Source organism: Gracilimonas sp. (assembly GCF_014762685.1).
Classification (GTDB): domain Bacteria; phylum Bacteroidota; class Rhodothermia; order Balneolales; family Balneolaceae; genus Gracilimonas.
Window position 1 is genome coordinate 302,795 of record NZ_JABURM010000006.1, and the last position, 25,676, is coordinate 328,470.

General features: G+C 41.3%; 25 protein-coding genes and 1 other RNA gene. 19 read left to right on the top strand and 7 right to left on the bottom strand.

The genetic code is table 11. The features are described 5' to 3' along the window. The first annotated feature begins 103 nt into the window (after nucleotides 1–103). Together HUJ22_RS10890 and HUJ22_RS10895 are read left to right on the top strand one after the other, a co-directional pair. Entirely contained in the window at nucleotides 104–658 is a 555-nt protein-coding gene (locus HUJ22_RS10890) for an adenylate kinase (protein ID WP_290877273.1), read from the top strand. 77 nt (nucleotides 659–735) lie between these two features. Continuing rightward, nucleotides 736–1,482 (top strand): DUF1499 domain-containing protein, encoded by a 747-nt coding sequence (locus tag HUJ22_RS10895; protein ID WP_290877276.1) that lies wholly within the window; start codon nucleotides 736–738, stop codon nucleotides 1,480–1,482. Nucleotides 1,483–1,489: 7 nt separating this feature from the next. Here HUJ22_RS10895 and HUJ22_RS10900 read toward each other — a convergent pair whose 3' ends face one another. Then, a complete protein-coding gene (locus HUJ22_RS10900) occupies nucleotides 1,490–2,389 on the bottom strand; it encodes a hypothetical protein (RefSeq protein ID WP_290877279.1) in 900 nt (299 codons plus the stop codon). Nucleotides 2,390–2,516: 127 nt separating this feature from the next. Continuing rightward, a complete protein-coding gene (locus HUJ22_RS10905; protein ID WP_290877282.1) occupies nucleotides 2,517–3,389 on the bottom strand; it encodes a DUF72 domain-containing protein in 873 nt (290 codons plus the stop codon). Between the two features lie 191 nt (nucleotides 3,390–3,580). On the opposite strand from HUJ22_RS10905, the gene HUJ22_RS10910 reads away from it, so the two are divergent. Beyond that, entirely contained in the window at nucleotides 3,581–6,310 is a 2,730-nt protein-coding gene (locus tag HUJ22_RS10910) for a prolyl oligopeptidase family serine peptidase (RefSeq protein ID WP_290877285.1), read from the top strand. A gap of 94 nt (nucleotides 6,311–6,404) precedes the next feature. Here HUJ22_RS10910 and HUJ22_RS10915 read toward each other — a convergent pair whose 3' ends face one another. After that, nucleotides 6,405–8,159: a sensor histidine kinase gene (locus tag HUJ22_RS10915; RefSeq protein WP_290877288.1), complete on the bottom strand. Its 1,755-nt coding sequence runs from the start codon at nucleotides 8,157–8,159 to the stop codon at nucleotides 6,405–6,407. A 198-nt stretch (nucleotides 8,160–8,357) separates the two neighbouring features. Here HUJ22_RS10915 and HUJ22_RS10920 point away from each other — a divergent pair, with 198 nt between their 5' ends. Together HUJ22_RS10920 and HUJ22_RS10925 are read left to right on the top strand one after the other, a co-directional pair. Continuing rightward, nucleotides 8,358–10,058: a sodium:solute symporter family protein gene (locus HUJ22_RS10920; RefSeq protein WP_290877291.1), complete on the top strand. Its 1,701-nt coding sequence runs from the start codon at nucleotides 8,358–8,360 to the stop codon at nucleotides 10,056–10,058. A 162-nt stretch (nucleotides 10,059–10,220) separates the two neighbouring features. After that, nucleotides 10,221–11,696 (top strand): histidine kinase dimerization/phosphoacceptor domain -containing protein, encoded by a 1,476-nt coding sequence (locus HUJ22_RS10925; protein ID WP_290877294.1) that lies wholly within the window; start codon nucleotides 10,221–10,223, stop codon nucleotides 11,694–11,696. On the opposite strand, the gene HUJ22_RS10930 is transcribed toward HUJ22_RS10925, so the two are convergent. After that, a complete protein-coding gene (locus HUJ22_RS10930; RefSeq protein WP_290877298.1) occupies nucleotides 11,697–12,548 on the bottom strand; it encodes a transglutaminase-like domain-containing protein in 852 nt (283 codons plus the stop codon). Nucleotides 12,549–12,670: 122 nt separating this feature from the next. Here HUJ22_RS10930 and HUJ22_RS10935 point away from each other — a divergent pair, with 122 nt between their 5' ends. From HUJ22_RS10935 to HUJ22_RS10985, 11 genes are all read left to right on the top strand, one after another. Further along, complete coding sequence (locus tag HUJ22_RS10935; RefSeq protein ID WP_290877301.1) at nucleotides 12,671–13,921, top strand: arginine deiminase family protein; 1,251 nt, start codon at nucleotides 12,671–12,673, stop codon at nucleotides 13,919–13,921. Next, on the top strand, nucleotides 13,918–15,132 hold the full coding sequence (locus HUJ22_RS10940) for a site-2 protease family protein (RefSeq protein WP_290877304.1): 1,215 nt from the start codon (nucleotides 13,918–13,920) through the stop codon (nucleotides 15,130–15,132). The genes HUJ22_RS10935 and HUJ22_RS10940 overlap by 4 nt, the downstream gene beginning before the upstream one ends. 8 nt (nucleotides 15,133–15,140) lie before the next feature. Then, a complete protein-coding gene (locus tag HUJ22_RS10945) occupies nucleotides 15,141–15,548 on the top strand; it encodes a hypothetical protein (RefSeq protein WP_290877307.1) in 408 nt (135 codons plus the stop codon). Between the two features lie 82 nt (nucleotides 15,549–15,630). Next, entirely contained in the window at nucleotides 15,631–16,107 is a 477-nt protein-coding gene (gene smpB / locus HUJ22_RS10950) for an SsrA-binding protein SmpB (RefSeq protein WP_290877310.1), read from the top strand. 45 nt (nucleotides 16,108–16,152) lie between these two features. Next, nucleotides 16,153–17,427 carry an MgtC/SapB family protein gene (locus HUJ22_RS10955; RefSeq protein WP_290877314.1) on the top strand — a complete coding sequence of 425 codons (1,275 nt, stop codon included), beginning with the start codon at nucleotides 16,153–16,155 and terminating at the stop codon, nucleotides 17,425–17,427. Between the two features lie 300 nt (nucleotides 17,428–17,727). Beyond that, complete coding sequence (locus HUJ22_RS10960; RefSeq protein ID WP_290877317.1) at nucleotides 17,728–18,303, top strand: dihydrofolate reductase family protein; 576 nt, start codon at nucleotides 17,728–17,730, stop codon at nucleotides 18,301–18,303. Between the two features lie 61 nt (nucleotides 18,304–18,364). Continuing rightward, nucleotides 18,365–18,781: a tRNA (N6-threonylcarbamoyladenosine(37)-N6)-methyltransferase TrmO gene (gene tsaA, locus HUJ22_RS10965; RefSeq protein ID WP_290877320.1), complete on the top strand. Its 417-nt coding sequence runs from the start codon at nucleotides 18,365–18,367 to the stop codon at nucleotides 18,779–18,781. A gap of 136 nt (nucleotides 18,782–18,917) precedes the next feature. Then, complete coding sequence (locus HUJ22_RS10970; RefSeq protein WP_290877323.1) at nucleotides 18,918–19,703, top strand: helix-turn-helix domain-containing protein; 786 nt, start codon at nucleotides 18,918–18,920, stop codon at nucleotides 19,701–19,703. Nucleotides 19,704–19,859: 156 nt separating this feature from the next. After that, on the top strand, nucleotides 19,860–20,468 hold the full coding sequence (locus HUJ22_RS10975; protein WP_290877326.1) for a DJ-1/PfpI family protein: 609 nt from the start codon (nucleotides 19,860–19,862) through the stop codon (nucleotides 20,466–20,468). Nucleotides 20,469–20,505: 37 nt separating this feature from the next. Further along, nucleotides 20,506–20,829: a cupin domain-containing protein gene (locus HUJ22_RS10980; RefSeq protein WP_290877329.1), complete on the top strand. Its 324-nt coding sequence runs from the start codon at nucleotides 20,506–20,508 to the stop codon at nucleotides 20,827–20,829. Further along, complete coding sequence (locus HUJ22_RS10985; protein WP_290877332.1) at nucleotides 20,822–21,610, top strand: hypothetical protein; 789 nt, start codon at nucleotides 20,822–20,824, stop codon at nucleotides 21,608–21,610. The genes HUJ22_RS10980 and HUJ22_RS10985 overlap by 8 nt, the downstream gene beginning before the upstream one ends. A 121-nt stretch (nucleotides 21,611–21,731) precedes the next feature. On the opposite strand, the gene rnpB is transcribed toward HUJ22_RS10985, so the two are convergent. The 3 genes from rnpB to HUJ22_RS11000 all read right to left on the bottom strand — a co-directional run bounded on the left by rnpB (nucleotide 21,732) and on the right by HUJ22_RS11000 (nucleotide 24,016). Further along, nucleotides 21,732–22,091: RNase P RNA component class A (gene rnpB, locus HUJ22_RS10990), an RNA gene on the bottom strand. Nucleotides 22,092–22,209: 118 nt separating this feature from the next. Continuing rightward, entirely contained in the window at nucleotides 22,210–22,944 is a 735-nt protein-coding gene (locus HUJ22_RS10995; protein WP_290877335.1) for a hypothetical protein, read from the bottom strand. Nucleotides 22,945–22,954: 10 nt separating this feature from the next. After that, a complete protein-coding gene (locus HUJ22_RS11000) occupies nucleotides 22,955–24,016 on the bottom strand; it encodes a Nif3-like dinuclear metal center hexameric protein (RefSeq protein WP_290877338.1) in 1,062 nt (353 codons plus the stop codon). Between the two features lie 197 nt (nucleotides 24,017–24,213). Between HUJ22_RS11000 and HUJ22_RS11005 the strand changes: the two genes are divergently transcribed. The 3 genes from HUJ22_RS11005 to HUJ22_RS11015 all read left to right on the top strand — a co-directional run bounded on the left by HUJ22_RS11005 (nucleotide 24,214) and on the right by HUJ22_RS11015 (nucleotide 25,661). Next, nucleotides 24,214–24,918 (top strand): YggS family pyridoxal phosphate-dependent enzyme, encoded by a 705-nt coding sequence (locus HUJ22_RS11005; RefSeq protein ID WP_290877341.1) that lies wholly within the window; start codon nucleotides 24,214–24,216, stop codon nucleotides 24,916–24,918. A 66-nt stretch (nucleotides 24,919–24,984) separates the two neighbouring features. Next, nucleotides 24,985–25,296 (top strand): hypothetical protein, encoded by a 312-nt coding sequence (locus HUJ22_RS11010; protein ID WP_290877344.1) that lies wholly within the window; start codon nucleotides 24,985–24,987, stop codon nucleotides 25,294–25,296. 11 nt (nucleotides 25,297–25,307) lie between these two features. Continuing rightward, complete coding sequence (locus HUJ22_RS11015; RefSeq protein WP_290877347.1) at nucleotides 25,308–25,661, top strand: hypothetical protein; 354 nt, start codon at nucleotides 25,308–25,310, stop codon at nucleotides 25,659–25,661. Nucleotides 25,662–25,676: the final 15 nt, after the last annotated feature.

Here is a 25,676-nt window from a genome sequence, read left to right on the forward strand (position 1 = left end):
TTGCTTCTTCATCTTCCTTTAGAATACTATTAAGGTTTTTGTCATTGACTATTTCAATGGCGGGTAATTGAATACAACTCAGTTTTAACCAAACTATTTCGTAATGAATATTATTCTGTTCGGGCCTCCGGGTGCAGGCAAAGGAACTCAAGCAAAAAAATTACAAAACGAATACAACATACCTCACCTTTCTACCGGAGATATTTTTCGGGCAGCTATAAAAAATGAAACACCGCTTGGTGTAAAAGTTAAATCCATTTTGGATTCGGGCGAATTGGTGCCTGATCAAACCGTAGTAGATTTAGTAGCTGATGAACTTCATAAAGAAAAATATCAATATGGATATATCCTGGATGGATTCCCGCGTACGGTAGTACAGGCAAAGGCATTTGATGCTTTTCTTGATAAAAATGATGACAACCTGGATGCCTTTATCTCGCTTTCCGTTCCTGAAAATGAGCTTATAAAACGAATTTTATCTCGCGGAGAAGGACGTACTGACGATACTGAGGAAAAAATAAGAACACGACTCAATGTATATCGCAAGGAAACCGAACCGGTAATAAAGCATTACAAGAAACAGGACAAGGTGCAGGAAATTGATGGTTCTGGCACCATTGATGAGATATTCGAACGCATTAAAGCTGCATTATCCTAACCGTCTCAATTTCCACGGAACGATAATGTCAATTTCTGATGTATATTTAAACGAACCTTTAATTAAACAGGGCGTATATGTCATCATCGGGAAAATTGAATTTTGCTTTAGTTAAATGGGGAACCGTTCTCTCCGTAATTGGCGCTTTAATGGTGATTTTATCCGGTTACGCATATCAATGGGGTTGGTGGCATTTCAGTTTTGGGTTTAGCCTGATACCATGGGGAACTGGCGGAGCAATTGTCGGGGGGCTCATAGCGGCCATTGGATTATTCCGAATGTCAGAGAAAACCAAGAATTATGTTATCGCCGGCACTTTAGGAATCGTATTAGCCTTAGCCGCATTGGGAAATATCGCCTATTGGTACAATGAGGTTCAACAGGGGTATCCTCCTATTCATGACATTTCGACTGACTTGGAGGACCCGCCGGAGTTTAATGCTATCGCTCCTCTCCGTGCAGACGCACCCAACCCTGTAGAATATGCCGGGGAAGAAACAGCAGAAATCCAGCGTAGCTTCTATCCCGATTTAGAGTCTGTAACTGTTGGCTTTGAATACGATGAAGCTTATAACCGGGCTTTGGAAGCGGCCCGGGATATGCCATGGGAAATTGTAGATGAAAACAGGGAACAAGGGCGTATTGAAGCTTTTGAAAAATTAGCCTGGTTTGGCTTCATCGATGATGTTGTAATTCGGGTTGATACCACAAGCGATGGTGCAGGTACCAAAATAGATATACGCTCAAAATCCCGAATTGGCCGTGGAGACTTGGGCGTAAACGCTAAAAGAATTCGAGCTTATCTTAAAGAACTGGAAAACTAATCCCGGCTTAGTCTAATCTTTTTATCACTTCTTTTGCCAGAAGCGATGCTGCTTTCGGGTTATGACGAAACCAAAGTTCGGGTTCAATAAGCTCAAGTTCAGAAACAGCCAGCTCTCCGTCATTATCCAGCAAGAGATCGATCCTGGCATAGGCAGGTTCTTCCGGACATGCCCCAACTACTTTTAATGCAAAAGCTATCTCTTCATCAGAAGCATGGTGTTCATGGACCGTTCCTCCATAATCATCCTGAACCCTGAAATCTCCTTCCTTTGCTTTTTTCAAAACAGCATGACTAAACTGATTACCAAAAACCATCAGAGACAGCTCGCCTCTTTCCGGAATTGAATATTGAAAAGGTTGAAGCATAAAATCTTCTTTCTGCATCACCCCTGAGAGCTTGTTTGAAATGGTGTGAAGGTTTTCCGGAGTGATGCTATAGGTATGGCGTGCTGCTCCGCCAATAGTAGGCTTAATTACCGTAGCCTCCCATCCCGTCAAATCATGCAACTCTTCCAACGTTAAAAGTGAGCCGCGCGGAATATATCGAGTTGGTACAATTCGAATATTTTCACTGCTGAGATTAGCTAAATAATGTTTATCAACATTCCAGGTTATTAAATCTATGGTATTAATGAATTTAGTTTTTAACGAAGTACTATTCACCCATCTTTTAAACTCTGAAAAACGATCAAAATAATCCCAGTTGGTTCTGAATAGAACCGCTTTAGTACTCCCCCAGTCAAAATCCGGGTCGGCCCAATCTTTGCGTTCCACACGCAACCCTTCACCCTCTAATGCATCCTTTACTATTTGGTCCTCAGTCAAAATATTCTGTACGTACTCACCCGGTGAAACCGGATTAACGTATCTGGAATCTGTCAGCAAAACAACATCAAAGTGAGCCATATTACATATCCTTATTGAAGTGTCAAAAAATTATAGCAGACAAGGACGACAAATATCCCTGAAAAACCAATACCAAAGGCGATTTTTCCTGTTAAAGTGTAAAAATACGAAATGAATGAACTCTTACTTAAAACAACCCTAATTGAGTGTCTTCCTTATTCACCGGCCATTCCGGAAGTTCCGGTAACTCCATTAATTCAGAAAGGGACCGATGAAAATGCCGGCAAAGCTTGGGCTGCTCTATCTTATCTGGTGCATGTATAAAAACATACGGGTGTAAGCCTTCTCCAATCCATTCTGCTACAATAATTGCCCACTCTTTTAAATACGGCTCATTATTTATGATATCATTAGTTCCTACAAAGCGGAGCACCGGCCGTGATGAAGTGGTATCAAAACGAACAGGCACTTTTGGTTTCTTCTTTTGTGCCTCCAAAATAGTCGGGTCCTGAGATTTTACAGAGTACAGCTTCCGGGTATCAAAGATAACACGGTCCACATCATAGCTTTTCAGCAAAGAGATGAGATTCCGTTCGTGTTTCCCATGATCAAAAAAATCCTTATGCCGCATTTCTACAGAGTAGCTAAATATTTTGGGGAGAATGGAAAAAACCTCCTCTAACCGATAAAGCTCTGAGGGTGAAAATGACTCTGGAAACTGAATCATAAAAGGCCCAATTTTTTCCCGAATAGGTTCGAATAGTTTAACAAAATCAAGCACCTCCCCCTTCACATTATACATTCGCTTTTCATGAGTGATATAGCGCGGAAACTTAAAACAAAATTTAAATCCTTTTGGGGTTTTGTCGCCCCATTGTTTAATCACATCAGGAGTGGGGGTACTGTAAAATGTGGTATTACCCTCTACTGAATTAAAGACAGAAGCATATTGCGATAAAAAGTTTTCCTGCTTGGCATCATCGGTAAAAAACGTACCCTTCCATTCCGGAAGACTCCAGACTGTACAACCAAGATGATATGGCATCGCAGTTTTGCTCACGAACACATTCATTAAGAATATTAAAGCATGGGGGAATTTAAGCTTTTAAGTTGAATTTAAAATTACCGTTCAAATATTATATATACATGAGGCTTAACTCTCGGTTTTAAAAGTATAATCACCTAATTATGCAATTTTGTATTAAAAATGTTACTGTATTGCACACAATCTTGAATAAACGGGACGTATAAATGAAAAAACAACTAACTGTTCTTGGGGTCTTTACACTAATTTTATTACTCTCAAGTCCATTGAAGGCACAAAAAAAGGATTTAAAACCTGCTGACTACGCTCAGTGGCAAAGCATTTATTCCACTACTTTCTCAGATGATGGCAACTGGTTTTCTTATCAAATTTCTTTAGTCGAAGGTGACGGATGGCTTATGCTCACCAACGTGGAAAACAACAATGAATACAAATTTATGCACGGGGTGGAGCCTTTCTTTTCTAAAGACAATAAATGGTTCGCTTTCAGAATTGGTGTTTCTGAAGATGAAGCAAACAAACTGGAAGAACAAGATAAAAAAGTGCGCTTTGATCTCGGGCTAATGAACCTGGCTACGGCTGAAACAGATACTTTTAAAACTATTGAAGGATTTGAATTCTCTGAATCCGGAAGTCACCTGTTAATGAAAAAATACAAGGCCGATGAAGTAAAAACAGCGGGGACTGATATAATTCTCAGAAATCTGGATTCCGAGACAAACCAGGTAATAGGGAATGTCTCCGATTACGCCTTTAACGATGCCGGAACTCACCTTGCGTTCACCATAGATGCTTCCGAAAAATTGGGGAACGGAGTACAGCTTATTAACTTGGCCAATAACAGCATTTCTGTTTTGGACAGCGATACGGAAACTTATAAAGGATTAACCTGGCATAATGAAAAAAATGCCTTGGCCTTCATGAAAACCCAAAGTGATACCGTTCATAAAGACGAAACTCATTTAGTCTATGCTTATCCCGATGTTACTAATCCATCCGGCCTAAAAGTATTTGACCAATCGGAAAACAACTCTTTACCAGAGAATTATCGTGTAGTTGATTTTGTTGGTTTAAGATGGGCAGAAGATGTAGAAACGGTCTTTTTCGGAATCAAAGAATGGGAACTCAAAGAAAAGGACGAACCCAAAGATACTTCTGCCATTGCTAAGCTCAACAAAGATCTTGACCCAACTAATGTTGAAGTATGGCACTGGAGAGATGCTGAAATTCAACCTCAACAGCAAGTTCGACTGAACCAAAAAAAAGAAGCTAATTTCCTGTCGGCCTGGCATCTTAATAATAATTCCTTTGTACAACTGGAAGATGATCAGATTGAAAACGTAAATCTAACCGGAAAAGAAGAATATGCTATTGGTTATGATCCCCATCCCTACGAGCCTGCCTTTAGGGAAAGTTGGAACGATATCTACGTGATTGATGCAAATTCAGGCAAACGCACAAGAATTCTTGAACGGCACGAAAATGCAAGCGGCAGTCCCGGAGGTAAATACATTCTTTATTTTAAAGATACTGATTGGTGGACCTACAGCATTAAAAACAACAAACACAACAACATAACCGGAGCTATTGATACGCGATTCGAAAACTTTAAAAGAATCAGCGGTCGGGAAAATTTCCCTCCTTTCGGAACCGGACAATGGGTTGAAGGGGATGAATGGTTGCTTATTTATGATGAATACGATGCGTACCGAGTTTGGGCTGACGGCAGTAAATACGAAAACCTGACAAACGGAACAGAAGACGAAATCCAATACCGGCAAACAAGACTGGATTACGAAAATAACTTTATCTCCAAAGGCGATCCTATCTATTTTTCCAAGTATGGATATTATACCAAGGATCGCGGATATGCCCGGCTTGATAATAGAAACCGTCTGCAAGAGCTCGTTTACGATTCTAAAATGTTTGGTCGGCTTAACAAAGCAGATTCAGCAAATAAATTTGTGTTCCTGAGAGAAAGCGCAACGGAATCTCCAAATTTCTACCATGTAAACGCTAATTTCAGGAATCCGGATCAGATTACAAATACCAATCCGCAACAAGAAGAATTTTATTGGGCTGATGACGAGCTCATAACTTTCACCAATGCGCGCGGCGATAAATTACAAGGACGTCTTTTATACCCGGCTAACTATGAAGAAGGCAAAAAGTACCCGATGATTACCTATATCTATGAGATGCGCTCGCAAAGCATGCATAATTATACCATCCCCTCCCGAACCAGCCCATACAACATGAGGCGGTATTCTTCGGAAGGATACTTTGTTTTTGAGCCTGACATCAATTATGAACTCAGAGATCCGGGCATATCCGCTGTTGAAAGTGTGGTTCCTGCCGTCAAAAAAGTATTGGAAACCGGAATGATTGCCGAGGACAAAATCGGGTTAACAGGGCACTCTTGGGGAGCTTATCAAACAGCGTTCATCATCACCCAAACTGACATTTTTAACTCTGCTGTTGCCGGAGCCCCACTGACAAATATGGTAAGCATGTATAATTCCGTATACTGGAATTCCGGAACTCCGGATGCTCAAATTTTTGAAGTTAGCCAAGGGCGTTTCCCTGAACCATATTGGAACGACTGGGATAAATTTATTGAAAACTCCCCCATCTTTAATATGGAAAATAATACCACTCCGCTTCTTGTTGAGTTCGGCACAGATGATGGAGCCGTAGATTTTAATCAAGGTGTTGAGCTATACAATACCATGCGCAGAATGGAAAAACCATATGTGATGCTCGTATACGAGGGGGAAAATCACGGTCTTCGGCGCAAGGAAAATCAAATTGATTATGCCAACCGCGCCTTTGAGTGGCACGAACACTTCCTGAAAGATGCAGAAGCACCAGAATGGATCAAAAGTGGGTTACCCTATCTGAAACGTCCTGAAATTCAGGAGAAAGAAAAAAAGTAACCTCCACTGTACTTTTACTTTTAAGTCCGCTTCAGATTACTGAGGCGGACTTTTTTATTTCGTTTTTTAATCTCCGAACTAAAAAAACTAACGTTCAGGCCGTTTTAGACATTTTTGCACAAGATTTAAAACGTATGCTAAATGAAATTCCGTCCTCAACTGTTAATTCGTAGGTGGCATTCAGTTGTTTTATCAGGGATGAAATCAGCGTCATTCCAAGTGTTTTTGGATTTTCAAACTTAACACCATCCGGAAAACCCGGGCCATTATCAGATACTTTTATGAATACTTCATTCTTATTTTGGTACAACGAAACCTTAACCTTTCCTTTACCATCCTTGGAACCATATTTAAAGGCATTTATCAATAATTCATTTAAAAGTAATCCGGCGGGAATGGACTGCTTGATACTCAACGTCACCGGCCGACTATCTACCATTACCCTTAGCTCTTCAGAATTGGAACAATATTTCTTTCGTGCCGACTCTATAAGCTCATTCACATACTCGTCCATCCGGATACTGGAAAATGTTTCAGTATGATAGAGTCTCTCATGCACCAATGCCATAGAATGAATACGAGAGACCGTACTCTCAAAATAATTGTCCATATCATTTGAATCAGACATCTCCTGTTGCAACTGAATTAAACTCGATATCAGGGCCATATTGTTCTTTACCCGGTCATGAATCTCAGACAAAAGGTGAGTTTTCTCTTCCAATTGCTCTTTTATCTTTTGTTCCGCGTTCTTTCTGTACGTTATATCATGAGCTATTCCATAAACACCAATAATTTCCCCATCCACAAAAATAGGAAGGTTCGTAACCTCAACATAAAACAATTCACCATGCTCCAAAATCCCGATTGTCTCGTAAGTTTGCGGGTTTCCTTCCAGGGCATTTTGGAAATATTCCCGAACTGTTTCGAGCTCCGAGGGTTTAACAAATTTATCGAAAGTAACGCCTCTGAGTTCTTCTAACGAATAACCAATCATTTCTTCAAACACGCTATTAACATCCGTAAAATGGCCATTGCAAGACACAGAAAAAACGGCGTTGGGGTTTTGCTCATATAAAGATCGATACCTTTGTTCACTGACTTCAATCTCTTTTCTCCAATTTTTTATACTTTTCAAAAACCGAAAAGAGAGCATACCCCCCGTTGCCAGCAAAATAAAGCCAAGTGAGATGGCAACCCAAAGCATAATAGAACTTAAAAAATGAGTTCCTGATGCCAGGGCTGAGGCCAGTCCATGTTTGGTACTGGTTAGTTCCCTGTCTAGCCTCAGTATGCTCGCAACATATTGTTCTTGTTGGGATTCAGAAAGAGAATTATTGCGGATATACTCCCGAACTTCTGCAGCAAGAGCTTCCATTTCAGCAATTATCTCATCAGACTTTACCCATTCCTCAATAGCATTCTCAAAGTCGGGGAAAGAATGGAACCAGACAAAGGTATTAATCATGTTGTCAATATCCTGCGGATTGGAATGGGTCTGCAGAAACAATTGTCGTACTGAATCCATATCTGCCCCTTCCCCTAAAAGTTCACGACGGATCTCTTCGGCACTTTTGAGTAGATGAAGGGCGCTGTCAAACCGTGCCAGGTAACGGTCTTCGTTTGTTTTGACGTAATTAACCAGTTGGAAGCTTGCTTCCTTACGCGCTTCCGTCCAATTTGTTTGGAAGGTGGCGTATCCCCTAAGGCCGGACAAAGAATTAGTAGCAACAACCATGGAAATCGCCAAAAAAATGCCCAGTACAGTAAAAACTATCAAAATACTGATCATTTTACGGTCGACATGGAGCCGCTTAAACGTATTCTTTGCGAAGTTGTTTTTTTCGCTCATTTATTCCTTTTAACGCTGAAGTCCAACCTATTTTTAAAACCAGATCAGAATAACAGAACTGCGCCACTATTTCCATTTTATAAGAAAGACTTAATAATAAAATTCATTTTCTTCTTCAGAAAAAGCATTTAACTAAGTTTTTTTATTATACTCAGGCACCAAATTTTAATTCTTAATTCTTTACTTCCTATTTCTAACATGCCCTTTGAACTTCTCGATTACCTCGTTGTTGCCGGATATGTTTTATTGATGATTGGCGTAGCCTGGGCAGCCAAAGTCCGTGGTCAAGAAACGCTGGATGATTTTTTCGCCGGTGGTAAAAATCTGCCTTGGTGGCTGGTTGGGGTTTCCATGGTGGCCACCACTTTTGCAGCTGACACTCCGCTTGCCATTACCGGAATCGTAGCCCGACAGGGGATTGCCGGAAATTGGTTTTGGTGGAACTGGATGATTTCGGGGATCATAACAGTTTTTATTTACGCTAAACTTTGGAAGCGGGCAGGAGTATTAACGGACGTAGAGTTCATTGAGCTTCGTTATGGCGGCAAGCCGGCTAGTTTTCTCCGCGGATTTAGAGCCCTTTATTTTGCTTTTCCCTTTAATTGCATCATTATGGGTTGGGTTACGGTTGGAATGGCCAAAATCCTGACTGTAGTAACCGGAGCCGATCAGTGGGTTGTGATCCTGATTTTATATGCCCTGATTGCCATCTATATTGCTATTTCGGGATTATGGGGCGTGATGGTCACCGACTTTGTTCAGTTTATCTTAGCAATGACCGGAACCATTGCCCTTGCTTATTTTGCTGTTGATCATGTTGGCGGCTTGGCTGAGCTAAAAACCCAGTTAAGCAATGCCGTAGATTATGATGTACTAAGCTTTAATCCATTCACCAACCCTGAGATAGCATTAACAACAGCATTGATCTGGATAGGAATGAACTGGTGGGCAGCTTGGTATCCGGGGGCCGAACCGGGCGGTGGAGGGTATATTGCTCAGCGTATGTTCTCAGCCAAAGATGAGAAAAATGCCGTTGGCGGAACACTGCTCTTTAATATTCTGATGTACGCCGTTCGACCGTGGCCCTGGATTTTAGTAGCCTTGGTTGCCATGGTTGTTTTTCCCAACCTTGAAGACCCCGAAACCGGATACCCATTAATGATGCTGGAAGTATTGCCCGTGGGATGGATGGGCTTGCTGATGGTCGCCTTTTTATCTGCTTTCGTTTCTACCATATCAACCCAGTTGAATTGGGGGGCATCCTATGTGGTTAATGACTTTTACAAGCGCTTCATTAAAGTCCCGGATGAGTTTGAAACTAAAGAAAAAGCTCAAAACCACTACGTTCTCATCTCCAGAATTGCCACGCTTTTAATGGCCGCATTGGGTGTTGGCGTTTCTTATTTCTTTGATTCGGTGTCGGGGGGATGGGAATTTATTCTTTCTCTCAGCGCCGGTATTGGTGGCGTACTTCTGCTTCGCTGGTTTTGGTGGCGTATAAATGCCTGGAGTGAAATTACCGCCATGATTGCTGCTTTTATCGGAGCCACCTTTTCAAAATACATGGGCTATGATTTTGCCGGGGGAATGATTTTTACCACTTCTTTTTCAACCATCATCTGGCTGATTGCTACTTTTGTAACCAAACCTGAATCTGATCAAACTTTAAGAAAGTTCTATGCTAAAGTTACCCCAATGGGAAATTGGGCACGCTTTTCAGATGGCAAGGAATCAGAAGACCGATTGCGTCCCTCTTTGCTCAATATTGCCTTCTCCATCGGTGCTATTTTCTTTTTCCTATATGGACTGGGGCAAATCTTCTTCGGAAATATAGCTGCGGGAGTCGGCTTCCTGCTTGGCGGATTCGTACTCGTCTGGGCAGTGGTAAGGCGTATTTAGCCCCAAAAAAATTAAATGCACAATCAAGAAACCCGAGATCCGAATAGAACAGACTTCGGGTTTAAATTATCAGTAAATTAAATAAAAGTAACTTTGATAAAGGGTATTATTTTTTAAACTCTCTATTAAAGTGTGAGCTTAGCACAAAATTCCGGCTTTTTGATGAAGGAATCTTACTACTTTAAAATTTTTGAAAGCATAGCTTCGTTATGTCTTCTTTTTTTATTCATCAGCCATTCCGCTTTCGGGCAGGTTCATTCCGACTCCCTCTGGCCTTACTCCAAAATAAGAGCTGATGTTGATGATAACGATACGCTGGATTACCTCGGTAATGAAGTTTTTATCACCGGTACAGCCAACATTAACAGCGGACTTCTGCATGAGCATTATTTACAGGCATTCGTTCAAAATGACTCCGCAGGGATGTCTATTTTTGCTATGCAAATAGACACCCCTTTTCAGGTTGGTGACAGTTTAGTAGTTAGAGGGAAAATACAGCGGTATAACGGCTTAGCAGAGGTTAGTGCCGATTCTTATCAGGTTTTTAAAAATACCCGTTCCCGTCCAACTCCCAAACCACTTTCTGCTGCAATTACTAATCCCGCTCAATATCTCGGGATGTTGGTAGAAGGGGAAGGAAATGTAATTGAGAAAGGAAATACCTTTAATGGAAAGTTTGTGCGTATTTCTCAGGAAAATAGCCAGGGAAGTATGATGGTTTATGTATCTAACTTTCATCACCTGTATGAAGATTTTGACTTTGATATCTTACGCATAGGAGACAAGATATCAGTCAAAGGAATTATCACGGAGTATAATCCTGACTTTCCAAATGAACGAACGTACAAGTTATTCTTACGAACCCCCGATGACCTGCGGTATGCCTCTGTTCCACAATATTACCTGTACCTGCTCTTTGGTGGAGTTGTGGTTGGCAGCTTTGTTATCATTGGCTGGGTAATTATTCTCAGGCATCGGGTTGATTCCAAAACATCCGAGATTCAGCATTCACTGAAAGAGAAAGATGTGCTTCTTCGAGAGATTCACCACCGTGTTAAAAACAGCCTTTCGATCGTTTCGGGACTGCTTGAACTGCAACTGGAAAGCACAAACAATGAAGACGCACGTAGCATACTTCAAAATAGTCAAGCACGTATCCACTCTGTGGCTTTGATCCATGAAAAACTCTATCAAACAGAATCACTTTCTGAGATTGAGCTGGATAATTATATCAAGGAGCTTGTTGAGGCAATACACAGAACATTCAATGATTACAAAAAAGACGTAACACTTTCATTTGATCTGGAAAAAGTTGAACTCGATATAGACCGTGTTATTCCTTGTGGACTGCTCATTAATGAATTAGTTGTAAATGCCTTTAAACATGCCTTTAGCAAAGGCAAAAAAGGGACGCTTCATTTCACTCTGAAAACAAAAAATGAACATATTTTGTTAACGGTCTCCGACAACGGCCCCGGTCTTCCGAAAAAATTTGACCAAAAAAAGGATGAAAGCTTGGGAACTATGCTTATCCACACGTTTACCGCACAACTTGATGGTCAAATGGAAATCGAAACAAATAGCAGAGGTACGACCTTCATGTTCACTTTTCCCATAAACCAGAAACAGAGTAAGTGATTACTCATACATTTCCGCCAGGTTCAATAATTTTTTCAAATCTGTCACACGTTCAAGCTGTTCCTTCCGCTCGTAGCTGTGGATGAGATTCCTGATGCATCGCAGTACAATATCCAGGTTCGTGGCGATTTGGAAATGTTCCGGGCGGGGCTCAATGTTGTTTTTCTTCAGAAAGAAATAGCACTGATCATAAGTTACAATGGCCCCATTATCATACGGGTCAATTAATAATTCCTCTTTATCACCCACAAAATTCAACATAAAATGAATAGGCATATTAATGCCAAAAAAAGGCATTTCGAGGCGGCGTGAGATAAACATCACAATCAAACTCAAAGAAATAGGAAGTCCTTTTCGACGGTCTATCACCTGGTTTAAAAAGCAATTTTGAGGTGCATGATATTGCTCGGAATCACCGCGAAAATTGAGATCTTCAAAAATAAATTTAAGCAAATACTTCATTTTTCGCTTTTCATCAAGCCTGTACTTTATTTGCGGTTCAACCATTTTTGCAAAATGATCTAATTTTTTTTGATAGTCAGAAATCCGAAGGGTGGGACTGTCGAACCGGGCCAAAGTAAATATGGCTTCCTCCAGCGATTTTCGCGTTTTCAACCCGCTTTCAAGCACCTCAATGAAATCAGCTTCCAGCGTACCGAAAGTAAGCTTGTGGATGACGTTATTCACCCTGCATTTGGCTTCTTCACTGTTAACCTCGGCACGATACTCATCCAGCAGCGGCACGGCTTTTTCGCCCAGTTCCTCTAAGCGGTTTTCTACACTTTGTTGCACAAACGGATCGGGATCGTCCATTAAGTAAAGCAACGACTCAATTTCTGTTTTTGAAGTCATAATTTGATTTCATTTGCTTTGGCGGTTTAAGATATTGATTCAGTCAACCAATTACCGCTTATAAATCCGCCCGTTATCCTGTATATTTCACAGCTTTGTTAAACCAACTTTATGACTGTTTTATGAACATTAATGTTTCTTCTGAAATTGGACACCTGCAAGGGGTGATTGTACACACTCCCGGACATGAGGTTTCCCTGGTAAACCCTGAGCTTAAAGACGAGCTGCTGTTTGACGATATTATTTTTGAGGAGGACGCCCGGGTTGAACATCTTGATATGCTGGATGTATTTAAGGCAGCCATGCCCTCCGATGGCAAGGTAATTGAGATTGTTGACTTATTTATTGAAGTATTCCAGCAGGAAGATGCACGGGCTTATTTCATAGAGCAGCTGATCAAGGAGTTTCCTGAAGAGAACCTTCACGTTATCAAAAAGGAATTACACAAGCTCGATACCCACGACTTGCTGACCTTTATCATCCAGGGATACATAAAAAACTCCAAAGGTTTTACCCTGAACCCCTCTCCTAATTTATTATTTACCCGCGATCTTGCTGCTGTTGTTGGTAGCAGTATTCTTGTTTCCCGCGCAGCCAAGAAAGCCCGGCTTCGGGAGTCTTTACTGATGGAAACCCTGGTTCATTTCCACCCATTGTTCGAAAGTGTTCGTGAAAATGCTATTCGTATTTCCGGACATCAATCGATAGAAGGCGGGGATGTTTTGGTTGTTTCTGAGAAACTGGTTTTAATTGGGATGAGTGAGCGCACTTCCTTCAGCGGATTAATGAAAGGAACCGAAGGATTATTAAACCGGGGAGTTGAAACCGTACTGGCCGTAGATATTCCCAAGCAGCGTTCATCCATGCACCTGGATACCATTTTCACTTTCTCTGATAATTCAGAATGCATCGTTTTTCCTCCAGCTATCCTGGAGCAGCAAGACAATGTAGTAGCTCTGTTTAAAGATGGTGAATCCATTAAAACAGAAACCCGTGTTTCTTTAAAAGCTGCACTCGAAGAAAGTACCGGCCGGGAGTTTAACTTTATAAAATGTGGAGGAGAAGACCGCACTAATCAATTTCGTGAACAATGGACTGACGGGGCCAACGTTTTTGCCCTCGCGCCGGGAATAATCATAGGTTACGAACGTAACACTAACACTTTTAACACACTGGTAGATCACGGTTACAACCTCATGACCCAGTTTGAATTTGTAGAAGAATACAAGAATAAAGATTTTAATCCCGCTGACGGCCAAAAAATTGCCATTAGTTTTCAGGGGCATGAATTGTGTAGAGGGCGAGGTGGAGCCCGATGTATGACAATGCCAATATCAAGAAAGCCATTAACCACAAAAAATAGAGACGATTGAGCCAAAACACATTTCAAGAGGAAGTTACAACAGACTTTGAGGTGCTCTCATCCAACGAAGACCCAAAAAACAAACCGGGCTCCCGCACCATTCTAAAACACCTGGGCTTATTTCTGCTTACGTTGTTTTTTGTGACCATGACCGGTGCTAATTTTGTAGGTTTTGACCCCGTATTATTTCCTTTTGCCATTCCCAATACTGTGGATATGCTGCGTGGACTTCTATTTGCAGGATTATTGCTGGGTTTTTTAACCGTTCATGAGTTTGGTCATTACTTTGCTGCTGTATATCACAATATCAAAGTTTCTTTACCCTACTATATCCCCATTCCGATAGGCATCGGTACATTGGGGGCCGTGATCCGAATTAAAGAACGTATTACCCGCATGCACAAATTATTTGATGTGGGTGCCGCCGGTCCTGTTGCCGGATTTATAGTTGCACTGGCAGCCCTTTTGATTGGGTTTGCCACACTTCCCGAACCCGAATATGTTCACCAATTTGCAGGACACGAGGAATTAAAAGAGTATGTTACACAAAACAATGCTTATCCTGATTTTATTACCGACGAAACTGAACAGGGCGTGCTTACGGTAGGGAATACACTGCTCTATACCGTATTAGCCTCTATGTTTGATAACGTCCCTCCAATGTGGGAAATGTATCACTTTCCTTTTCTGTTTGCCGGATGGCTTGGGTTATTCTTCACTGCCCTTAATTTGATGCCTGTAGGCCAGTTGGACGGCGGACATATTCTTTATTCCCTGATCGGTTATCGGAAGCATAAAATTGTAGCCCGCGTTTTCTTTGCTTGTATTACAGCCCTGGCAGGAATTGAGATGATCCCTTTTTTGCGGGATTTCATTGCTGAGTATACGGCCCTTCCTTTCGCAGAATGGTTTGTTTGGGGCTTTATTTTATACCTCCTTATGACCAAGGCTTTTCGCACAGATCAACTTTGGATCAATGCTATGATAATTACTTCTCTCGCTCTTACTGCCGGCCACAATTTTGTTTTTGGAGCCGTTGATCCGGGGCAAGCATCCTTTATTTGGCTGATATGGAGCTTTTTTATTGCTTTTATAGTAAAAGTAGAACATCCTCCCGTAGATTTTGAAGAAGAATTATCTCCCGGTCGGCGCGTGATAGGGTGGCTGAGTATGCTTATCTTTCTTCTCTGTATCAGTCCCAACCCAATTTATATGAATTAATGAACACTATGAGAATATTACTTTTTAGTATTTTAGCATTCGGCTTGATTGCCGGCTGCTCCGAATCAACACAATCACTCGATCAGCAAGTGGAAAACCTGATTGCTGAGGATAAATTTGATGAGGCTTTGGCGTTAGTTGAAGACCAGGCAAAATCGGAAGAAGTAACGGCTCTTAAAGAGAATGTACACCTGCAATACGGCATTCATTTAATTTACAGCGCCGAACCTACTGATATGCGTGAAAACGCCAACAGTGCCCTCCGCCAGTTTATTGCTGTACTCGAAATCAACCCGAATAATGAAAAAGCGATTGCTGAAACAGAACAGATTTTGAGTATCTATCGTACCTTTCCCGACCGCCAGCCGGCCGAAGATGTGTTAAAGAAATTAGAAGAAATGGGATTTGAGATTTAGAATTTTATCGTAGGGGCGTATCGCGATACGCCCCTACGAATTTAAATTTTAAAAAACAGCAATATCACAAATTCATGCTCAAATGAGCGAAAACAAAAACAATACCCCAACCATTAACAATCGAAAGGCGCGCCACGATTTTAACATCGAGGAGACCTTTGAAGCCGGACTGGTTCTGAAAGGAACCGAGGTAAAATCCCTGCGTCAAGGGAAAGCCAGTTTTACGGATTCTTTTGCGTACTTGCAAAATGGCGAAGTATGGTTGAGGGAGTTGTATATCAAGCCTTATGAGCATGGATCCTATTATAATCACGATCCAATCCGACCAAGAAAATTACTTCTTAATAAAAAAGAAATCCGTGCCCTTGATAAAGCAACTCAGCAACAGGGCTATACCATCGTTCCTTTAAAACTGTACTTTAAAAAAGGCAACGCGAAAGTTTTGATTGGTTTGGCTAAGGGGAAAAAGCAATACGACAAGAGAGATTCCATCAAAGAAAAAGATGTGAAGCGACAAATCGAGCGAAATGTGAAGGGAAATTACAAGATTAATATGTAGAATAAATCTTTGCTCAAAGTTCTTTTGCTTTCCTTATAATAAGCCATGGATCCGCAGTTAGAACTCATATGGAAATTAGGCACGTCCCTGGCAATCGGTTTACTCATTGGGATTGAGCGGGGCTGGCATGGCCGAACCGAAGATGAGGGAGACCGGGTTGCAGGAATTCGCACTTTTAGCCTTTCCGGCTTGTTGGGGGGTATTTGGGCCATACTGATTCCTTACACCGGCGAATGGATTTTAGGGTTGGTTTTTATCGCTTTTACAGGTTTGATTATCGCCTCCTATGTCTTTGAACAAAAAGTGCCCGAGGAACAGGATATTGGCATTACCACCGAAGTAGGTTTGTTGCTCACCTTTACGCTTGGATCTTGGGCTGCTTTAGGATACCAGATTGAAGCCCTGGCCACCGCCGTTGTCGTTACCACCCTTTTAAGTATTAAGCCGGTATTGCATAGTTGGCTCCAAAAAATTGATGTGGAGGTAATTTATGCAGGTATCAAGCTGCTGATTATTTCCGTTATTCTGCTCCCGTTATTGCCCAACCAGGGTTATGGCCCATGGAATTCACTGAATCCTTATTGGATTTGGTGGATGGTGGTACTCATCTCCGGGCTCTCCTTTCTGGGATTTATATTGGTGAAATATGCAGGCGAGGATAAGGGTACACTATTAACCTCGATTATTGGCGGACTGGCTTCATCCACAGCTGTTACTTTAAGCCTCGCGCAGTTTGCCAAACAACATCACAAAGGGAAGCCTCATATTTATGTGGCAGGGGTATTGATTGCATCTTCAATAATGCTTATTCGGGTTTTTATAGAAGTTTCTGTGGTAAATCCTGCGCTTTTGACCCCGCTTTGGATTCCCCTGGCCGTGATGCTGGTTCTGACTATTGGATGTGTACTTTGGCTATGGATTAAATCTGAGGATGAGTCCTCCAAAACAAATCCCACGCTGGATTTAGGTAATCCTCTGCAACTGCCTACGGCTCTTAAATTCGGGGCGTTGCTGGCGATAATCCTGGTTCTGGCAACTGCACTTCAGGAATGGTTTGGAGACCAGGGCGTTTACCTGCTCTCACTGCTTTCCGGCTTGATGGATGTGGATGCTATCACCCTTTCTCTTTCCAGGATGGCTCAGACGGAAATAACAGCCGCGGTAGCTACCCTTGGCATTGTGATAGCTGTTATATCCAACACCTTAGTTAAAGCCGGCCTCTTTATTTTCTGGGTGGGATGGAAGAGAAGCCTTGAACTCCTCTGGATGATTTTGATTATCTCGACCGGCGGGGTGTTGAGTGTTTGGTTGTTTGTTTAAGGGAATGTCATTCCAATTTTCAACTAACTAATTGATCCGCATTGCTTTTATGCCTTAAGATACTTTAAATCAGACGTTGGGGTCGATGAAACTTGTTTGTATGGTATTAATTTCGCTACTTCTGCCAAATCATAATCCCCGGGCCGTAATATAGAGCTTGACAATATTTCAATAATAGAAATTGTCTTATTTGCCCTGTGGTAAAGTCGTAATTCCCCCATGCGATTGGTTTATCCAGCTGATATAATTAAAACGTCCAATTTCTTTGAAGCAATGATAATCTAAATTGAATGAAATAGTATGGGAAAACTAATTGCCGCAATCAATACCACACTTGACGGAATTTGCGACCATACCGCAGGAATTCCAGATGAAGAAATACATCAGCATTATACAAAATTATTAAGGCAGGGAGATGCAATCCTATATGGCAGGACCACATATGAACTTATGGAATTTTGGCGAACCCTGTTGGAAAACCCTTCCGAAGAAAAATCAATGAATGAATTTGCCAAGGCTATAGACCAAATTCCGAAAATAGTTTTCTCCCGTACGCTTAAAAATGTGGCTTGGGAAAGTGCAACCATAGCAAAGCGTGAATTAAAAGCAACGGTTTTAGAACTTAAGCAATCCCGCCGTGACGGGGATAAAGACATTTTTGTCGGCAGTCCGAGCTTAATTATACAGCTGATGAAACTTAATTTGATTGATGAATACCAATTTTGTGTTCATCCTGTTGTTGCAGGAAGCGGTTTGCCATTATTTGAAGATATAAACGACAGGACAATTCTTAAACTCATAAAGACTAAAACCTTTAGCGGGGGTGCAGTAACACTTTACTATGAACCGGCAAACGAAAAAACCGCGAACTCCTGACATGGTATAATACATTCTCAGGCAAGGCCGTATTACAGCTTTATATAAGAATACAGACTCAATGAACTCCACAACTCCCTATTCATTACGCCCCATCGGCAGGGTTCACTCGCAACTGGCCGACAGAAAGGACGCTCCCGATCAAGGATCTGAAGGGGCCCCGGAAGCGTGGATAGAGATCAGGGAAGAATTTAAACCGGCCATTGACGGAATCATGGCCGGCAGCGAAATCATCCTGCTTACATGGCTTCACCGAAGCGACCGCAACACCTTACAGGTTCATCCCCGATACAATCCCGGCAATCCCCTGAAGGGAGTCTTCGCTACCCGGGCGCCCGACCGGCCCAATCCCATTGGTTTGCACCGCGTGCAGGTGCTGGAGATTGCAGAACCGGTGCGTCTGAAAGTAAGTCCCCTGGAAGCACTCGACGGTACCCCTGTGATCGATATAAAACCTGTTCTTTCAGGGGAACATTGATGGCGGTTTTTTCAACAACAGGGTTAATGAATGAGGTAAATCCTATTTTTTCAATGGATCTTCAGTATTTTAAGAATAACAGTAATAGCGTTTCGGACAGACCAATATCCGCCGTCATTTATCGCAACTAAACCCTATGGTAGAAATTCAAAAAATAGAAACGATTTCGGACTTTGAACCAAAGCGAATAAAAAAATACTTATTTCTTTGGTGTAATAAGGGTTCTGTTGCCATTGAAGTAGACAATAAACCATTAGTCATTGCAAAAAATCAGGTTCTGACTATTACTTCCGGGCAATACCATTGTTTTAAAAACACTCAAAAGGGAAAAGGCTACTTACTTGATTTCACGCTCGACTATATATGCAAAACAGAAAAGGACATTGAACTTATTTTTCAGAATAGTCTTTTCTGCCATTTCGATTACAACGAAATCATTACCATCAACAACCCCGGTGTAATTGAGCGACAACTGCAAAAGATTGAGCAGGAGCTGAACCAAAAACCATTTCAATACCTGGAATCCATTCATTCACGTATTGAACTGTTGCTGTTTGAGGTAAACCGTTCAAAAATTACAAATGGCGGAGAAGTTTGGAAACCGGAAGCTCTGTTTTTGCAGTTTTTGGAATTCGTCCGCAACAATTTTGAAAACAACTTTTCTCTGAAAGAAATAGCCCTTCGATTGCAAACTACTGAATTGAAGTTAAATGAACTTGCCAAACAACACGCCGGTAAAACCGCTCAAAATATTATTTATGGATTAGTGATATCCGAAGCAAAACGTAAATTGCATTACGAGGATAAAATCATCAAAGAAATAGCATTTGAATTGGGTTTTAAAGACCCTTATTACTTTTCGAAGTTTTTTAAAAACCACACCGATCTATCCCCTTCCGAGTATCAAAAAGAGGTAATTTAGTAAATATTACATCATAAACACGGGATTTTCCATTTTTTAGCTTGCCCCCATTTCCCACCTTTGGTTCATCAAATTTCTTAAAGATGAAATCAATAATAACGGGATGGTTTGGCAAGTTCAGCTTGTCAAAAGCTCCTGTCTAAAATTCAAAGTAAAATGGAAAATCAAGATATAAAACAACCTGCAACGATTGGGGTACTCGTGTTTGAAGGCTTTTTGGCCAACGAAATAGTCGCCCCTTTGGATGTATTCACCAAGGCCAATGATAATGGAAAACCTTTATTCAAGGTGCTTCTGATTGCGGAAACCACCAATCCTTATGTGAGTGAAGAAGGTTTAAAAGTTGTCCCAGACCTTACTATTGCAAATTGTCCGGATTTGGATGTTTTGGTAGTACCGGGTGCAATGAACCCGGACAACCAAACACAAAACCGAACGCTCATGGACTTTATCAGGCAACAAAGTCAAAAAACCGAATATACTGCAAGTCATTGTGCAGGAGCCTTCCTGCTGGGAGAATCCGGTGTAGCCGATGGGAAACAGGTGGTAACTTATTGCGGCGGCGGGGAAACGCTTCAAAAAGAATATCCATCCCTGCTGATTCAAGATGATAGTGTAAATGCGGTGGTATCCGACGGCAACATTATTTCATCCAATGGTAACCTCGTAAGCTATTTGGCATCATTGGAACTGTTGGGAAAAATGGCCGGGGTCACCCAGAGAAAACAAGTAGAGGACGAATTACTAATCCACAAACTAAATTAAAATGAACATTAAAGATTATATCACAAAAAGTAATAGCATGAATTGGGAACCCCTGGTTGAAGCCGGGATACATTATGAAGGCATCTCCGTGAAATCCCTGCATTTTGACAAAGCCACAAACCGCTCAAAAGCCATTTTATTGAAGTTTGAAAAAGGGGCCTCATATCCTTATCACACTCATCCTGCCGGTGAAGAAATTTTGGTATTGGAAGGAAGCTGTGAAATCTACCACGAAACATTGTTCCAGGGAGATTATCTGTATACACCCCCGACAGGAAAACACAGTGTCACCACCAAAACCGGATGTGTGTTGTTTTTATCTGTACCGGAAGAAGTAATCTTAATTCAGGAAAATGAATAAGGTACGAATTTGTGCAACCTGCGGTACAAAGTATCCGGCAGATTTCAACGAAGAACAGTGCCTGATTTGCGAAGATGACAGGCAGTATGTGCCGTTTGGTGGACAAAAATGGACCTCAGACTCTGACCTGGCTCAAAAGCACAGAGTAAAAATCAAGCAGCTAAAAACTAATGTCTTTGAATTGATTGTTGACCCGGTTTTTGCCATTGGTCAACGTGCTATATTGGTTTTGTCAAAATCAGGTAATATTCTGTGGGATTGTATTCCTCTGCTTGATGAAAATGTAATTGAGTTTATCCGGGGAAAAGGAGGTATACAAGCCATTGCCATCTCCCATCCACATTATTATAGCAATATGAAAGATTGGGCAGAAACATTTGACTGCCCCATCCTTTTGCCCAAATCAGAAAAGGATTTTATAGTTAACTCAACGGATAAGATCCAATTTTGGACAGCCGATAAAGTAGATTTTTGGGAAGATATTCAATTGATAAGAATTGGGGGGCATTTCCCCGGAAGCAGTATTTTGTGGCTTCCGAAATTAAACGGAAAAGGAATAATGTTATGTGGGGATACCTTTAATCTTTCATTGAGTATGAAACATTTTTCGGTCATGTACAGCTACCCAAATAGGATTCCATTACCCATAAAAGACATTGAGGGAATCAAAAAGAAAATACGAAAAATTGAATTTGACGAAATATATGGCTTTTGGCCTTATCAAAATCTAGTGACCGAAGCCAAGAAAATATTGATCCAATCCTTGAAAAGATATAAATGAAAACGCTTGCCAGGAAAGCTGGCCGGAAATCCTTTGTCCTCGTTTCCAACCACCCTGTCCGTCGGAATGCATAAAAAACAAAGCCCCACTCTCAGTTAAGAGCAGGGCCTTGATATAATTTCAAACAGGAAAGCCTGTAAGCCGGATTTTGTCGAGGGTAATCATTTGTCTGTCGCGTTCCACCCGATGGCGTGGCGACAAGCGGCGCATACCATCTGCATGAACTTGCACCCCGCGAGGTTTGCCGTGCCTCCTCAGTCGCCCTTGGAGCGGTGAGCTCTTACCTCACCTTTTCACCATCACCGCCAACGCGGAGCGCTGGAGGCTGTTTGTTTTCTGTTGCACTGTCTGTCATGGCAAGATTCCTCTTACCAAGCCTCCCCTTCGCCGGCTGAACCGAATCGGGGAGCGCGGTACTTGTTGGTGTCCGGACTTTCCTCCCCATACAATGAATGTACGAAGCGATTACCCGGCTTTCCTGTGCTTTAAAGATAAGGGTTTTGACGATATGATATATACAGATGTCTAAACACCCCTTAAACTAAAAAAGGGAACCCTTCCCGGACTCCCTTTTCATAAACAATGTACTGATCAAAAAATCAGATGGATAATTCTTCCTTGGCCTTATCGAAGAAAGACTGGTCTACAACTATGCGGCCGCTGTTTTCATCCACTATAATTTTATTCTTGCGGCGTACTTCAACTTGTACCTGGGGCGGAAGAGCCATTCCAAGAGCGGCGCCACGGTCCATGGCAACAACGGCCATGCCATTGTTCAAGCCCTCTCGCAGACGTTTATAACTTCTCATATATCGGTCATCAATCTCCTCTTCAACTTCTTTGCGTTTTTTCAGCAATTCATCTTCTTCATCTTGAGTAGATTTGACCACCTTATCGAGGTTCTTGCTCTTTTCATCGTACATTTTCTGAGCAGCTTCCAATTCTTCTTTAGCTTCTTCGAGCTCAGGACCTATTTCTTCTTTTCGCTTCTCAATTTCTTTTAAGCGGGATTCAGCATTTTCGATAACTTGCTTCTGCGCCTCAATTTCTTTAGTAAGGGCATCATATTCGCGATTATTACGAACACTCAGCTGCTGATCTTCGTATTTCTCTATCTTTTCTTTAGAACTTTGAAGATCAAGCTTCAGTTTATCGTATTCTACTGTAAGATTTGTTTCTTCTTCTTCAAGATTATTAAGGCGTGCTTCTTTTCGGGCAATGTCTGTTTCAAGATCAAGCACCTCTTCGGGAAGGTCACCTCTCAGTTGTTTCAGCTCGTCGATGCGGCTGTCAATATATTGCAGATTCGCTAATTTTTGTAATACTTCATTCATGGAGTGAGGTTCAGCTTGGTTGAATAGTTTTTGGTTCGGGATCCGATACATAAACATGCATCGGGTTGGTTACAGTTCGGGTTACAGATATATCAATTCCTTCAAACGCTTCAGAAAGCTCGTTTTTTAAAGCTTCAGCTACAGGAAATTCACTTTCATAATGGCCTACATCCACCAAAAGAAAATTATCTTTTTCAGTGAAGTAATCATGATATTTAATATCGGCCGTTACGAAAGCATGGGCTCCGGCGCTCATGGCTTTATCTTTTAAAAATACTCCGGCACCACCGCATACGGCTACTTTTTGGATACGATCCACATCTCCTGAATACCGAATCGCTTTCACATTTAACGCTTTGGAAACCAGGTGTAAAAATTCATTTTTTCCAATTCCATCATCCGGATATTCTCCAATTACACCCATTCCAAAATTTTGCGAGGTAGAAGCAAGGTCTATTACCTGAAAGCTTCCTTCTTTTAACATCCCTTCGGTTTTCAGGGCTTTCTCCAATACGGAAACATTATGTTGATCGATGATGGCTTCAAAGCATTTAAGTCCGTCTTCACGGCTATGTACATCAAAATAATGAGCTTCCTCGGCCGAGTGATAGTTCAAAAGCTTGAGGACCGCCTCACTGTCATCGTGAGAAGTAATCAACCGGATTTTTCGACTGATAGAATAATTTTTGTCTAAGAATCTCAAGTTGTCCAATCCAAGAATATTGGCAAGCACAAAAGAAACCCCATCCAGAGCAGCGTCTAAATTAGTATGGGCCACCAACAATCCGATATCATTTTTAATTAGTTTATAAATGATTCTTCCTTGTTCGTTGGTCGGGTTAATGCTTCCAATCTTGCTAAAAATAAGCGGGTGGTGAGCAACGATCAGTTCACAGCCTTTTTCAATAGCTTCGGCTACAACAGCATCGGTTACATCCAGACAAGTGAGAACGGAGGTGACACCTGCTTCCGGGTCTCCTACAAGTAATCCGACATTATCGTAATCCATTTTTACTTTGGGTGGCGCCCACTGATTGAGGAAAGTAGATATTTGCCGGATTCGGGTTGACATGCTATCTATCCCCTCGTTTTTTTGAATCCGACTTTATCGTCGAAAGCAGAATTATGAATTTGAGTATTATCAATCTCAATAAATAACCATTAATTACGATGTCTTTAGAGCTTCCAAAAATAAGGCTTATTGATGAATGATAAAAGCTTATCTTATGGTTTATTGTATAGAATTAGTAAAAAAGCACAATTTTTACCATGAGTGACCAAGATATTGCCGGAAACCTCAATTCCATTCAACAAAAAATTGAACAAATCAGTGAGAATGCCGGGCGTGATTCCAAAGAAATCACCCTGGTTGCTGTAAGTAAAACCAAACCTGATAAAGATATTCTGGAAGCTATGACTGCCGGGCAGCTTCATTTTGGTGAAAACCGAATGAAAGAGCTGGAAGACAAGATGTCGTCTATAGAAAACCCGGATGTTATCTGGCATTTCATTGGTAATCTTCAAACCAACAAAATTAAATATATAGCTCATCGTGTTAACTGGATTCACTCAGTAGAAAAAGCAAAATATCTTAAAGAAATTAATAAAAGAGCCAAGCAGGACAACAGGGTGATAAATGCATTGGTTCAGGTGAACATCAGTAATGAAAAACAAAAGGGCGGGTGCAAACCTGATGACCTTGCCGGAATTTTAGAGTCTGCTCAAGACTACAAGTTTGTTAAAGTAAAAGGACTCATGGGAATGGCTACTTTTGCAGATAACCCCGAAGATGTTCGGCCGGAATTCAAATTACTGAAAGAACTGTTCGATTCTCATCAAAAATACAACAAAGGAAGTGTGATGCTGGAGCACCTTTCCATGGGGATGACTAATGATATGGAAATTGCCATACAAGAAGGGGCTACCATGGTTCGAATTGGAAGTGCCATTTTCGGAGAGCGAAACTATGGATAAGATGTTGCGTAATATTCTTCACTTTAATACTATCAAATAATAATAACCTACAAATTTGAGGGCATTATGTTTTTCGGACTTCCTTGGTTTGCCATTGTAGCTATTGTAGCCATTGCCGGCGGGCTGATTTATGCATACAAAGAAGAAGAATTGAAAATGGAAGGGAAAAGACTGGCCAACTCCCGCGAGATGCACGAAATGCGTCAAGTGGTCCATAACCTGAAATCCCGGGTTGAAAACCTGGAAGCAATTGTCACAGAAGACTCCAGGGAATCTTCAAAGAAAGACGCTAATCCCTTGGGTGAGATCGAAATTGAAGATGAAGTTAAAGAGCAAAATTCCGATACTGTCTCACAGAAAAGTAAAAGTCGTAACTAAAGTCATGAATTATGGTTTTTGAAGAGTTCGTCATAGCTATTGTTGCAATTATTGGAGGGCTTGGCTTTGCCGGGTTCCTTTTTTGGAATGTATTCAGCCTGATCAGGCAATGGATAAACCGAAAAAGCGGAAGTTCAGATATTAATCCTCAGTTTTTTAAAGCACTTGGGGAATTTAAGAAAAACACTGAGCGGCGCATCACTAATCTTGAAGCCATTGTATCTGATTTAGAAGAAGAGCGGTATCGGCTCGATGAAAATCAAGAAACTATGGGAGATATTGAAATAGAAGAGGAAGAGGTTCGTTCATCATCAAAAAAAGGAAAAGACAATGATGGAAATCTGCGTAACATGTTAAATGAATAAATGTTATTTTAAATA